Annotated in this window: 12 protein-coding genes; 11 read left to right on the top strand and 1 reads right to left on the bottom strand. The window is 62.7% G+C overall.

Annotation, left to right across the window (positions count from 1 at the left end; all coding sequences use genetic code 11):
* Window position 1 precedes the first annotated feature (1 nt).
* From nuoH to LB524_RS01015, 9 genes are all read left to right on the top strand, one after another.
* Window positions 2–1,045: an NADH-quinone oxidoreductase subunit NuoH gene (nuoH, locus tag LB524_RS01055; RefSeq protein WP_015317345.1), complete on the top strand. Its 1,044-nt coding sequence runs from the start codon at window positions 2–4 to the stop codon at window positions 1,043–1,045.
* Entirely contained in the window at window positions 1,045–1,536 is a 492-nt protein-coding gene (nuoI, locus tag LB524_RS01050; protein WP_015317346.1) for an NADH-quinone oxidoreductase subunit NuoI, read from the top strand. Before nuoH ends, nuoI begins: the two co-directional genes overlap by 1 nt.
* A 236-nt stretch (window positions 1,537–1,772) precedes the next feature.
* On the top strand, window positions 1,773–2,393 hold the full coding sequence (locus LB524_RS01045; RefSeq protein WP_015317347.1) for an NADH-quinone oxidoreductase subunit J: 621 nt from the start codon (window positions 1,773–1,775) through the stop codon (window positions 2,391–2,393).
* A gap of 1 nt (window position 2,394) precedes the next feature.
* The gene (nuoK, locus tag LB524_RS01040) at window positions 2,395–2,703 is read left to right on the top strand and encodes an NADH-quinone oxidoreductase subunit NuoK (RefSeq protein ID WP_023798863.1); all 309 of its coding nucleotides are present in this window, start codon (window positions 2,395–2,397) and stop codon (window positions 2,701–2,703) included.
* Between the two features lie 10 nt (window positions 2,704–2,713).
* On the top strand, window positions 2,714–4,687 hold the full coding sequence (gene nuoL, locus LB524_RS01035) for an NADH-quinone oxidoreductase subunit L (RefSeq protein WP_140873444.1): 1,974 nt from the start codon (window positions 2,714–2,716) through the stop codon (window positions 4,685–4,687).
* On the top strand, window positions 4,687–6,192 hold the full coding sequence (locus tag LB524_RS01030) for an NADH-quinone oxidoreductase subunit M (protein ID WP_224523208.1): 1,506 nt from the start codon (window positions 4,687–4,689) through the stop codon (window positions 6,190–6,192). Before nuoL ends, LB524_RS01030 begins: the two co-directional genes overlap by 1 nt.
* Window positions 6,193–6,211: 19 nt before the next feature.
* On the top strand, window positions 6,212–7,648 hold the full coding sequence (nuoN, locus tag LB524_RS01025) for an NADH-quinone oxidoreductase subunit NuoN (protein ID WP_015317351.1): 1,437 nt from the start codon (window positions 6,212–6,214) through the stop codon (window positions 7,646–7,648).
* 4 nt (window positions 7,649–7,652) lie between these two features.
* Entirely contained in the window at window positions 7,653–8,474 is an 822-nt protein-coding gene (locus LB524_RS01020) for a biotin--[acetyl-CoA-carboxylase] ligase (protein WP_140615830.1), read from the top strand.
* Between the two features lie 91 nt (window positions 8,475–8,565).
* On the top strand, window positions 8,566–10,236 hold the full coding sequence (locus LB524_RS01015) for a ribonuclease J (protein ID WP_224523207.1): 1,671 nt from the start codon (window positions 8,566–8,568) through the stop codon (window positions 10,234–10,236).
* Here the strand turns inward: LB524_RS01015 and LB524_RS01010 are convergent.
* A complete protein-coding gene (locus LB524_RS01010) occupies window positions 10,226–11,116 on the bottom strand; it encodes an MBL fold metallo-hydrolase (protein WP_224523206.1) in 891 nt (296 codons plus the stop codon). The two genes, LB524_RS01015 and LB524_RS01010, sit on opposite strands and share 11 nt — an antisense overlap.
* Before the next feature lie 126 nt (window positions 11,117–11,242).
* Here LB524_RS01010 and mce point away from each other — a divergent pair, with 126 nt between their 5' ends.
* Window positions 11,243–11,647 (top strand): methylmalonyl-CoA epimerase, encoded by a 405-nt coding sequence (mce, locus tag LB524_RS01005; protein ID WP_015317355.1) that lies wholly within the window; start codon window positions 11,243–11,245, stop codon window positions 11,645–11,647.
* Window positions 11,644–11,928: a DUF1467 family protein gene (locus tag LB524_RS01000; RefSeq protein WP_023769792.1), complete on the top strand. Its 285-nt coding sequence runs from the start codon at window positions 11,644–11,646 to the stop codon at window positions 11,926–11,928. The genes mce and LB524_RS01000 overlap by 4 nt, the downstream gene beginning before the upstream one ends.
* The last annotated feature ends 299 nt before the right edge of the window (window positions 11,929–12,227 follow it).

The raw sequence follows: 12,227 nt of genomic DNA, 5'->3' as shown, positions 1-12,227 counted from the left end.
CATGGACACCTTCTTCTCCTTCTACGTGCTGCCGGCGCTGCTGATCCTCTTGAAGTCGGTCGTGCTGATCGTGGTGCTGCTGATCTTCGTCGCCTACATCCTCTATGCCGACCGCAAGATCTGGGCGGCGGTGCAGCTTCGCCGTGGCCCGAATGTCGTCGGCCCCTGGGGCACGCTGCAGGCCTTCGCCGACCTGCTGAAATTCGTCTTCAAGGAACCGGTCATCCCGTCGGGCGCCAACAAGGGCGTCTTCCTGCTGGCGCCACTTGTCTCCGCCGTGCTGGCGATCTCGGCCTGGGCGGTCATACCGGTCAGCCAGGGTTGGGCGATCGCCAACGTCAATGTCGGCATCCTCTATGTCTTCGCCATCTCCTCGCTCGAGGTCTATGGCGTGATCATGGGCGGCTGGGCGTCCAACTCGAAATATCCGTTCCTCGGCGCGTTGCGTTCGGCGGCGCAGATGGTGTCATACGAAGTTTCGATCGGCTTCGTCATCGTCACCGTGCTGCTCACCGCCGGCTCGCTCAACCTCAGCGATATCGTGCTGTCGCAGCAGGGTGGGCTTGGTACGCGGCTCGGGCTGCCCAACACGTTCCTCGACTGGAACTGGCTGGCGCTGTTCCCGATGTTCGTCATCTTCTTCATCTCGGCGTTGGCGGAGACCAACCGTCCGCCCTTCGATCTGGTCGAAGCCGAATCGGAGCTGGTCGCCGGCCACATGGTCGAATATTCGTCGACGCCGTTCCTTTTGTTCTTCCTCGGCGAGTATGTCGCGATCGTGCTGATGTGCGCGCTGGCCACCATCCTGTTCCTCGGCGGCTGGCTGCCTCCCTTCGACTTCGCGCCCTTCACCTGGGTGCCCGGCGTCATCTGGTTCGTGCTGAAGGTCTGTTTCGTGTTCTTCGGCATCTCGATGGTGAAGGCCTTCGTGCCGCGCTACCGCTACGACCAGCTGATGCGGCTGGGCTGGAAAGTGTTCCTGCCGATCTCGCTGTTCATGGTGGTCGCCACCGCCGCCTTCCTCAAGATCACGGGGTTTGCGTGATGTCCGCTTTGTCCCAGGCCGCAAAATCGCTGCTGCTGCAGGATTTCGTCAGCGCCTTCTTCCTGTCGATGCGCCAGTTCTTCGCGCCGAAGGAGACGATCAACTATCCGCACGAGAAGGGGCCGATCAGCCCGCGCTTTCGCGGCGAGCATGCGTTGCGCCGCTATCCCAATGGCGAGGAACGCTGCATCGCCTGCAAATTATGCGAGGCGATCTGCCCGGCGCAGGCGATCACCATCGAGGCCGGCCCGCGCCGCAATGACGGCACGCGCCGCACGGTGCGTTACGATATCGACATGGTGAAGTGCATCTATTGCGGCTTCTGCCAGGAAGCCTGCCCGGTCGACGCCATCGTCGAGGGGCCGAATTTCGAATTCGCGACGGAAACGCGCGAGGAACTCTACTACGACAAGGACAGGCTGCTGGCGAATGGCGACCGGTGGGAGCGCGAACTGGCGCGCAACATCTCGCTGGACTCGCCCTATCGCTGACATCTGACGCATGGACGGGGCGAGGGGCCTCGTCCAGGGGATGATCCCGAAAAGTTGCGGACTTTTCGGACAAGATCATCCTCCGGAAGACAAAAGTGTCGCATGTTTCTTTTGATCAGGTATTTCAACCCGATCGGAACATGCGATAGGACACAACGAAACTTGCCGACCGGAGGCGGTCGCAAACATCAAACAGGACGAGCGTCCTGTTTGGACAGGAACCCGGGGGATCCCCAATGCTGAGTGGACTAGAGGCGGCCTTCTTCTACCTCTTCGCCTTTGTCGCCGTGGCGTCGGCGTTCATGGTCATTTCGTCGCGCAACCCCGTGCATTCGGTGCTGTTCCTGATCCTGACCTTCTTCAACGCCGCCGGCCTGTTCATGCTGACCGGCGCCGAGTTCCTGGCGATGATCCTGCTCGTCGTCTATGTCGGCGCGGTCCTGGTGCTGTTCCTGTTCGTCGTCATGATGCTCGACGTCGATTTCGCCGAATTGAAGAGCGGCGCCCTGCAATACGCGCCGATCGGCGCGCTGGTCGGGCTGATCCTGGCGGCGGAGCTGATCGTGGTGCTGGGCGGCTACACCTTCGCGCCGAAGCTCGCCTCGACGGTCGCAAAGCCCATCCCGGATCTCGCCGCGCGATCGAACACGGCGGCGCTCGGCGACATCCTCTATACCGACTACCTCTACTACTTCCAGATTTCGGGCCTCATCCTGCTGGTCGCCATGATCGGCGCCATCGTCTTGACGCTGCGCCACAAGGAAGGGGTCAAGCGGCAGTCGATCGCAGCCCAGGTCGGCCGCACCGCGGCGACCGGCATGGAAATCCGCAAGGTCAAGTCGGGCGAAGGAGTCTGAGATGGTCGTCGGCATCGCACATTATCTGACCGTATCGGCGATCCTGTTCACGCTCGGCGTGTTCGGCATCTTCCTCAACCGCCGCAACATCATCGTCATCCTGATGTCGATCGAGCTGATCCTGCTGGCGGTCAACATCAATTTCGTCGCCTTTTCGGCGGCGCTCGGCGATCTGGTCGGCCAGGTGTTCGCGCTGTTCGTGCTGACGGTCGCGGCGGCTGAAGCCGCCATCGGGCTTGCCATTCTCGTCGTCTTCTTCCGTAACCGCGGCTCGATCGCGGTCGAAGACGTGAACATGATGAAGGGTTGACGGGGCGACTATGTATCAAGCGATCGTCTTCCTTCCGCTGCTCGGCTTCCTGATCGTCGGCCTGTTCGGCAATGCGCTCGGTGCCAAGGCATCCGAATACATCACCTCCGGCTTGCTGGTGATTGCGGCCGTGCTGTCGTGGGTCGCCTTCTTTTCCGTCGGCTTCGGCCATGGCGAGGTGTTCACAGTGCCGGTGCTGCACTGGATCCAGTCCGGCGGGCTGGACGTCTCCTGGGCGCTCAGGATCGACACGCTGACGGTGGTGATGCTGGTGGTGGTCAACACCGTGTCGGCGCTGGTTCACATCTATTCGATCGGCTACATGCACCACGATCCGAACCGGCCGCGCTTCTTCGCCTATCTGTCGCTGTTCACCTTCGCCATGCTGATGCTGGTCACGGCTGACAACCTCGTGCAGATGTTCTTCGGCTGGGAAGGGGTGGGCCTCGCGTCCTACCTGCTGATCGGCTTCTGGTACAAGAAGCCGTCGGCCAATGCCGCGGCAATAAAGGCCTTCGTCGTCAACCGCGTCGGCGATTTCGGTTTTGCGCTCGGCATTTTCGGCGTCTTCGTGCTGTTCGGCTCGGTCAATCTCGGCACGATCTTTGCCAATGCGGCGACGTTCATCCCGGCCGAAGGCGCGCCGCAAGGTGCCGCCGTGCTCACCTTCCTCGGCCATGCGCTCGACAAGCAGGCGGCAATGACCGTCGTCTGCCTGCTGCTGTTCATGGGTGCAATGGGCAAGTCGGCGCAGGTGCCGCTGCACACCTGGCTGCCGGACGCCATGGAGGGCCCGACCCCGGTGTCGGCGCTGATCCATGCCGCCACCATGGTGACGGCCGGCGTGTTCATGCTGGCGCGGCTTTCGCCGCTGTTCGAATTGTCGCACTCGGCGCTGACGGTGGTCACCTTCATCGGCGCCTTCACCGCCTTCTTCGCGGCGACTGTCGGCCTGGTCCAGAACGACATCAAGCGTGTCATCGCCTATTCGACCTGCTCGCAGCTCGGCTACATGTTCGTGGCGCTCGGCGTCGGCGCCTATGGCGCGGCGATCTTCCATTTGTTCACGCACGCCTTCTTCAAGGCGCTGCTGTTCCTCGGTTCCGGCTCGGTCATCCACGCCGTCTCCGACGAGCAGGACATGCGCAAGATGGGCGGCCTGAGGACGCTGATCCCGACCACCTACTGGATGATGGTGATCGGCACGCTGGCGCTGACCGGCGTCGGCATTCCGGTGACCGTCATCGGCACCGCCGGCTTCTTCTCCAAGGACGCCATCATCGAGGCCTCCTTCGCCGGCCACAATTCGGTCGCCGGCCTGGCCTTCATCCTGCTGGTCATCGCCGCCGGCTTCACCTCCTTCTATTCCTGGCGGCTGATCTTCATGACTTTCCATGGCAAGCCGCGGGCGAGCCATGAGGTGATGCATCACGTCCATGAATCGCCGCCGGTGATGCTGGTGCCGCTGTTCGTGCTGGCGGCCGGCGCGCTGTTTGCCGGTATCATCTTCCACAATTCCTTTATCGGCGAAGGCTATGCCGAGTTCTGGAAGGCGTCGCTGTTCACGCTGCCGGACAACCATATCCTGCACGAGATCCACGAATTGCCGCTGTGGGTAGAGCTCTCGCCCTTCATCGCCATGCTGATCGGTTTCGCTCTGGCCTGGAAGTTCTACATCCGCTCGCCGGAGATGCCGGTCAATCTGGCCGCCCAGCATCGCGGGCTTTACGCCTTCCTGCTCAACAAGTGGTATTTCGACGAGCTTTACGACTTCCTGTTCGTTCGCCCGGCCAAGCGTCTCGGTCACTTCCTGTGGAAGACCGGTGATGGGACCATCATCGATGGGCTCGGGCCTGACGGCATTTCGGCGCGCGTCGTCGACGTCACCAACCGCGTCGTCAAGCTGCAGACCGGCTATCTCTACCACTACGCCTTCGCCATGCTGATCGGCGTTGCCGCACTCGTCACCTGGATGATGCTCTGATGACCGCCTGGCCAATCCTCTCGCTGGTCACCTTCCTGCCTCTGGTTGGTGTGCTGCTGATCCTGTTCATCAACGATGACAGCGAAAACGCGCGCCGCAACATCCGCGCCATTGCGTTCATCACCACGGCGTTCACCTTCCTGGTGTCGCTGTTCATCTGGGCCGGCTTCGACAATTCGCAGGCCGGATTCCAGTTTGTCGAAAAGGTCGCCTGGCTCGATTCCGGCATTTCCTACCATATGGGCGTCGACGGCATTTCCATGCTGTTCGTCGTTCTGACGACCTTCCTGATGCCGCTTTGCATCCTGGCGTCGTGGGAAGCGATCGAAAAGCGCGTCAAGGCCTACATGATCGCCTTCCTGCTTCTGGAAACGCTGATGATCGGCGTGTTCTGCGCGCTGGACATCGTGCTGTTCTACGTCTTCTTCGAAGCCGGACTGATCCCGATGTTCATCATCATCGGCGTATGGGGCGGCAAGCGGCGCGTCTACGCCTCGTTCAAGTTCTTCCTCTATACGCTGGCCGGCTCGGTGCTGATGCTGCTCGCCATCATGGCGATGTTCTTCCAGTCCGGCACCACCGACATCCCGACGCTTCTGACGCACAGCTTCCCGGCCAACATGCAGACCTGGCTGTGGCTTGCCTTCTTCGCCTCCTTCGCGGTGAAGATGCCGATGTGGCCGGTGCACACCTGGCTGCCCGACGCCCACGTCGAGGCACCGACGGCGGGCTCGGTCATCCTGGCCGGCATCCTGCTGAAAATGGGCGGATACGGCTTCCTGCGCTTCTCCTTGCCGATGTTCCCGCTGGCCTCCGAAATGTTCGCGCCGCTGGTGTTCACGCTGTCGGTCGTCGCCATCATCTACACCTCGCTGGTGGCGCTGATGCAGGAGGACATGAAGAAGCTGATCGCCTATTCGTCGGTCGCCCATATGGGCTTCGTCACCATGGGCATCTTTGCAATGAACCAGGAAGGCGTGCAGGGCGCTATCTTCCAGATGCTCAGCCACGGTCTGGTGTCGGGCGCGCTGTTCCTGTGCGTCGGAGTCATCTATGACCGCATGCACACCCGCGAGATCGCCGCCTATGGCGGTCTCGTCAACAACATGCCGAAATACGCGACCGTGTTCCTGATCTTCACCATGGCCAATGTCGGCCTGCCGGGCACGTCAGGTTTCGTCGGCGAGTTCCTGACCATGCTTGGTGTGTTCCGGGTCAACACCTGGGTGGCGTTCTTCGCCGCCACCGGCGTCATTCTGTCGGCGGCCTATGCGCTTTGGCTCTACCGCCGGGTGATTTTCGGCGCGCTGACCAAGGACAGCCTGAAGGGGCTGCTCGACCTGTCGACCCGCGAGAAGGCGATCATCTATCCGCTGGTCGTGCTGGTCATCTTCTTCGGCGTCTATCCCGCACCCGTCTTCGACGCGACGGCCCAGTCGGTCAAGTCGCTCGTCACCAATGTCACCGCATCCATCGGCGCCGCGCAGACCGCGGCGGCGAACTGACCCAGGGGTTTTGCGAACCATGACGCCGGACCTTCTCTCCAGCCTGTCGCTCTCGACGCCCGAGCTGATCCTTGCCATCGGCGCGCTCGCGCTGCTTATGGTCGGGGCCTATTCGCGTTCCAACACCGCCAATACCGTGACCGGCCTTGCCGTCGCCGTGCTGGTGATCGCAGGCGCCTGGCTGATCTTCCACGCAGGGCAGGGCAGCGCCTATGGCAATGCCTTCATCCAGGATTCCTTCGCCCGCTTCATGAAGGTGCTGGCGCTGATCGGCTCGGCGGTGACGCTGATCATGTCGATGCGCTTTGCCAAGGCGGAACGTTTCGACAAGTTCGAATATCCGGTGCTGATCCTGCTTTGCACGCTCGGCATGATGCTGATGATCTCGGCCAACGGCATGATCGGGCTCTATCTCGGCCTCGAACTGCAGTCGCTTGCGATCTATGTGCTGGCGGCGATCAATCGCGACAATTTGCGTTCGACAGAAGCCGGCCTGAAATATTTCGTCCTCGGCGCGCTGTCCTCGGGCATGCTGCTCTACGGCATCAGCCTGGTCTACGGCTATACCGGCAACACCGGCTTCCAGGAGATCGCCACGGCGCTGGGCGGCGGCGAGCGCCAGCTTGGCCTTGTCGTCGGCCTCGTCTTCGTGCTGGCCGGGCTTGCCTTCAAGATCTCGGCGGTGCCGTTCCACATGTGGACGCCAGACGTCTATGAGGGCGCACCGACACCGGTGACAGCCTTCCTGGCGGCAGCGCCGAAAATGGCGGCGATGGCGCTGATCGTGCGCGTCACCATGGGTGCGTTCAAGCCGATCGCCTCCGACTGGCAGCAGATCATCGTCTTCATCTCGATCGCCTCGATGGCGCTTGGCTCCTTCGCCGCGATCGGCCAGACCAACATCAAGCGGCTGATGGCCTATTCCTCGATCGGCCATATGGGCTACGCGCTGGTCGGCCTTGCCGCCAACAGCCAGGCCGGCGTGCGCGGCGTCGCCATCTACATGCTGATCTACCTGGTGATGACGCTCGGCACCTTCGCCTTCATCCTTGCCATGCGGCGCAAGGAAGGCAATGTCGAGCAGATCAGCGATCTCGCCGGCCTCTCGTCGACCAACCCCATCATGGCGACGATCCTGACCATCCTGATGTTCTCGCTGGCCGGCATTCCGCCGCTCGCCGGCTTCTGGGGGAAGTGGTACGTCTTCCTCGCCGCCATCAACGCCAACCTTTATGCGCTGGCAATCATCGGCGTGCTCGCTTCCGTGGTGGGCGCTTACTACTACCTGCGCATCATCAAGATCATGTGGTTCGATGAGCCGGTCGGCGGCTTTGTGCCGATGGCCAGCGAGTTGCGTGTCGTGCTCGGCGTCAGTGGCGCCTTCGTGCTGTTCTACGTGCTGATCGGCGGGCCGATCGGGACCTATGCCGAAGCCGCCGCCAAGACATTTTTCTGACGGGATGGCATTTCGGCTGGCTCCAACCTCGGCGTCGGAAGGGTTCCGGCTCGAAGCGCATGACAGTGTCGGCTCCACCAACGCGCTGGCGCTAGACCATGCCCGGGCGGGCGATCCGGGCAAGCTCTGGGTCGTTTCCAAGAAGCAGGAAAGCGGACGCGGCCGGCGTGGCCGTGCCTGGGCAACGCCGGAAGGCAATCTGGCGGCGACGCTGCTCCTCATCACCGGCGGCGAATTGCGCCTTGCCGCGACGCTCGGCTTCGTCGCGGGGCTGGCGCTGGCCGACGCGCTCGACGCGGTGGTGCCGAAGGGCCGCATCGCGATAGGCCTCGACGGAGCGAGCCAGGGACAGAACCGTTTCGAGCTGAAATGGCCAAACGATGTGCTCGCCTCCGGCGCCAAGCTGGCCGGCATCCTGCTGGAGTCGGCGATGCTTGACGGTAGCCGCTTCGCGGTGGCGGTGGGCATCGGCGTCAATGTGGTGGCGCATCCGCGGGATTTGCCTTATCCCGCGACATCGCTTCACGCGTTGGGCGCGGCTTGCGATGCCGAAACGCTGTTTCTGGCGCTGTCGGATGCCTGGAGCGAGAATGCCCGCCTGTGGGACGAAGGACGTGGCCTTGCCGCCATCAGGAAGCGTTGGCTGGCCCGCGCGGCGGGCCTTGGCGGCGAGGTTGCTGTCAGAATTGACGGTAATGTGGTGCGTGGCGTGTTCGAGACCATTGACGAGGACTGCCGTTTCGTGATCCGCGACGATGACGGGTCTGTTCTGACGGTCGCCGCCGGCGATGTGCATTTCGGCGCGGTGGCGTCCGCGCGGATATAATTTGTTTTTGAGCAATTCCGGACGGAAAACCGGTAGGCACTTGCTGGAATTGCTTTAACGGCTTGGCCCGAGGGTCAGGAAGGAAAAAATCATGGCGAAAGCGGACAACGCCGAACTCGTCTTCGTGCCGCTCGGCGGCGTGGGCGAGATCGGCATGAACTTCGCCCTCTACGGCTACGGCCCGCCGAGCGCGCGCGAATGGATCGTCATCGATGTCGGCGTCACCTTTCCCGACGCGGCGCATCCGGGCGTCGACCTGATTCTGCCCGACACGCGCTTCATAGAGGAGAACCTCGCCAATCTGCGCGGCATCATCATCACCCACGCGCATGAGGACCACTACGGCGCGCTGCTCGACATCTGGCCGAAGCTGAAGGCGCCGGTCTGGATGACGCCGTTCAGCGCCGGGCTGCTGGAAGCCAAGCGTCAGGGCGAGCAGGGCGCGCCGAAGATCCCGCTGACAATCTACCGGGCGGGCGAAAAGTTCACGGTGGGCCCCTTCGAGATCGAAGCCATTCCGGTGGCACACTCCATTCCCGAACCCATGTCGCTGGCGATCACCTCGCCGGCCGGCACCGTCATCCACACCGGCGACTGGAAGATCGATCCGGAGCCGACGATCGGTCCCAAGACCGACGAGGCGCGGTTCCGCGCCTATGGCGAGAAAGGCGTGCTGGCGCTGATCTGCGATTCGACCAATGCGCTGCGCGAAGGCGAGTCGCCTTCGGAAGTGGCCGTGGGCGAGGGCCTGAAAGGCGTCATCCAGGCGGCCAAGGGCCGCGTCGCCGTCACCACCTTCTCCTCCAATGTCGGACGCATCGTTTCCATCGCCAGGGCAGCGCGCGATGCCGGCCGCCAGTGCCTTGTGCTCGGCCGCTCGTTGAAGCGCGTCATCGATGTGGCCGGCGAACTTGGCTACATGGACGGCCTGCCGGAGTTCATCGCCGAGGAGGATTTCGGCTTCATCCCGCGCGAGAACCTGGTCATCATCTGCACCGGCAGCCAGGGCGAGCCGTTGGCGGCACTTGCCAAGCTGTCGCGCGACGAGATGAAATCGGTGTCGCTGACGGCGGGCGACACGGTGGTGTTTTCCTCGCGCACCATTCCCGGCAACGAGAAGGCGATCCTCGAGATCAAGAACCGCCTCATCGATCTCGGCATCAAGATCATCGAGGACGGCGATGCGCTGGTGCATGTCTCTGGCCACCCCCGCCGCAGCGAACTGCGCAAGATGTATGAATGGGTGCGTCCGCAAATCGGCGTTCCCGTGCATGGCGAGGCGGCGCATCTGGTGGCGCAGGGCTCGCTGATGTCCACCTCCGGCATCGGCCAGGTGGCGCAGGTGCGCGACGGCGACATGCTGCGGCTCGCTCCCGGTCCCGCCACGATCATCGACCAGGTGCCGTTCGGCCGCGTCTACAAGGACGGCAATCTGATCGGCACCGATCAGGCGATGGGTATTCGCGACAGGCGCAAGCTGTCCTTTGCCGGTCACGTCGCGGTCAATGTCGTGCTTGATGACAAGTACGAGCTGGCCGGCGATCCCGACCTGGTCGCCATTGGCGTCGCCGAAACCGACGCCCGTGGCGAGATGCTCGAGGACCTGATGATCGATGCGGCCGTCGGTGCGGTCGATTCGATCCCCCGCCAGCGCCGCAAGGACCTCGACCTGGTGCAGGAGGCGGTGCGGCGCGCAGTGCGCGGCGCGGCCAACGAAGCGTGGGGCAAGAAACCGCTGGTGACGGTTTTCGTCACCCGGTGACGGAGGCGTCGGGGGCTCGGATGTTCAGCTGATAGCTGACCGGAATCCAGCGAAAGGAATGGTCTGTCCGCTCGACATAGCCCAGACCCGGAAACGGCATGTGGTGGCCGGCGACGAGCAGGCGCCGCTCGGCAGCCATGCCGAGCAGCCGCTTGCGGGTCTCGATCGCCTTTTCCTTGTCGTCGTCGAAATCGGCATGCCATTGCGGACGCTGGATCGCCACGACATAGTGCAGGAAAGCGTCCGACCAGATCAGCAATTGCTGTCCGTCGCTTTCGACAAGGAAGGCCAAAAGCCCGGCGGAGTGACCGGCCGCGTCGATGGCAGTGATGCCCGGCACCACTTCGTCTCCAGGCGCTATGAACGTCGCGCGGTCGGCCAAGCCGGTGCAAATGCGCCTAAAGAGATCACGATTGGCCAACCTGGCCGGACGCACCGCATTTCCTTCGGTCCAGAACGCGAATTCCGCTGCGCCGAATACCAGGCGTGCGCGGCTGAAAACGGATGCGCCATTCCGGACAAGCCCGCCAATGTGGTCCGGGTGCCCGTGGGTGATGACCACCACATCGATGTCATCAGGGCCGAGCCCAAGGGCTTGCAAACACTCCAGGAGTGAACTGTCTTCATCTCCGCAGCCAGTGTCGAACAGGATCTTTTCGGAACCGGTATCGATCAGCGTCGGGATGAAGCAATGCTCGTAGCGATCCTGGTCGATGAAGTTCGAAACCGCGAGTTCGAGCACGGCCGCCGGCGGCTGTCCGGCCGCGAAGGCCGATGCAAGCCCGTCTCTGACATCGACGGCATCGAGCAGAGCGGCAATTTTGAACGACCCGAGATCGAAGGTGAAAACGCGGGGGCGGGCAGGGCTGATTCCGGACATTGGCCTTTGTACTTTGTGGCTGCTGGTTGCAACAGGTGCGACAGTGCGCTCCTCGCGAAAGGCTGTTGATCTCGGCTGATTTGACGTATGACGCCAGTCGTTGGACCTGGGAGAAAAAGCTCGGACATGCTCGGACGGCTGAACCATGTCGCGCTTGCGGTGCCGGATTTGACCGCCGCCGTTGCAGCTTACCGCAACACGCTCGGCGCCGAAGTGACCGAGCCGCAGGCGTTGCCGGAGCATGGCGTCACCGTGGTGTTCGTCGATGTCGGCAACACCAAGGTCGAGTTGCTGGAGCCGCTTGGCGAGGGCTCGCCAATCGCGGCATTCCTCGAGAAGAACCCGTCGGGCGGCATGCATCATCTCTGCTACGAGGTCGACGACATCCTGGCCGCGCGCGACCAGCTCAAGGCCGCCGGTGCCAGGGTGCTTGGCGACGGCAATCCCAAACCAGGCGCGCACGGCAAGCCGGTGCTGTTCCTGCATCCGAAGGATTTCTTCGGCACGCTGATCGAACTGGAGCAATCATGAGCTGGGTCTCGTTCACCGCGCTGTTTTTCGCGACCTGGTGGGTGGTGCTGTTTGCCGTCCTGCCGTTCAGCGTCAGAACGCAGGACGACGATCACGACGTGACGCTGGGCACGGTGCCGAGCGCGCCGCGCGGGCCGCATATGCTGCGTGCGGTGATCCGCACCACCATCGCAACGGCGGTCCTGATGGGCATTTTCTACGGCCTGACGCACGGGCTGGGATACAGCCTCAACGACATCCCGCACATCGTGCCGGATTTCAGTCCGACCCCAGGGAAATAGACGTGGCGGCAAGGGTGCTCCGATAAGGTCGGAGCGCTGCGGATGGGATTGAGATGCCGCCCTGTACGGCGGCTACTGCTGCTGACGCAAGGTCATGTAGCCTGCCAATTCGCGGCGCTAACCAGATGATTGCACAAAAAAAATGCAAGGCACAAGGCCTTGCAATTAAACGCGTCCGATCTGTTTCCGGTATCCGGCGGCAGCGAGTAACCGCGCCTAGATCGCATCCTCCCAAGACTTTGACCGCGTAGGAGAGCAGATTTTTTTCTGCCCTCTCGGTTATCGGGGCACATTAGCCC

The sequence above is a fragment of the Mesorhizobium sp. ESP6-5 genome (assembly GCF_020164695.1).
Taxonomy (GTDB): domain Bacteria; phylum Pseudomonadota; class Alphaproteobacteria; order Rhizobiales; family Rhizobiaceae; genus Mesorhizobium; species Mesorhizobium australicum.
Note: the sequence above shows the minus strand (reverse complement) of the source record. Positions and strands in the feature narration are given on the sequence as shown.

Coding starts and splice junctions, on each gene's coding strand:
- nuoH (WP_015317345.1), top strand. CDS start 2: ATGGACACCTTCTTCTCCTTCTACGTGCTGCCGGCGCTGCTGATCCTC.
- nuoI (WP_015317346.1), top strand. CDS start 1,045: ATGTCCGCTTTGTCCCAGGCCGCAAAATCGCTGCTGCTGCAGGATTTC.
- LB524_RS01045 (WP_015317347.1), top strand. CDS start 1,773: ATGCTGAGTGGACTAGAGGCGGCCTTCTTCTACCTCTTCGCCTTTGTC.
- nuoK (WP_023798863.1), top strand. CDS start 2,395: ATGGTCGTCGGCATCGCACATTATCTGACCGTATCGGCGATCCTGTTC.
- nuoL (WP_140873444.1), top strand. CDS start 2,714: ATGTATCAAGCGATCGTCTTCCTTCCGCTGCTCGGCTTCCTGATCGTC.
- LB524_RS01030 (WP_224523208.1), top strand. CDS start 4,687: ATGACCGCCTGGCCAATCCTCTCGCTGGTCACCTTCCTGCCTCTGGTT.
- nuoN (WP_015317351.1), top strand. CDS start 6,212: ATGACGCCGGACCTTCTCTCCAGCCTGTCGCTCTCGACGCCCGAGCTG.
- LB524_RS01020 (WP_140615830.1), top strand. CDS start 7,653: ATGGCATTTCGGCTGGCTCCAACCTCGGCGTCGGAAGGGTTCCGGCTC.
- LB524_RS01015 (WP_224523207.1), top strand. CDS start 8,566: ATGGCGAAAGCGGACAACGCCGAACTCGTCTTCGTGCCGCTCGGCGGC.
- LB524_RS01010 (WP_224523206.1), bottom strand. CDS start 11,116: ATGTCCGGAATCAGCCCTGCCCGCCCCCGCGTTTTCACCTTCGATCTC.
- mce (WP_015317355.1), top strand. CDS start 11,243: ATGCTCGGACGGCTGAACCATGTCGCGCTTGCGGTGCCGGATTTGACC.
- LB524_RS01000 (WP_023769792.1), top strand. CDS start 11,644: ATGAGCTGGGTCTCGTTCACCGCGCTGTTTTTCGCGACCTGGTGGGTG.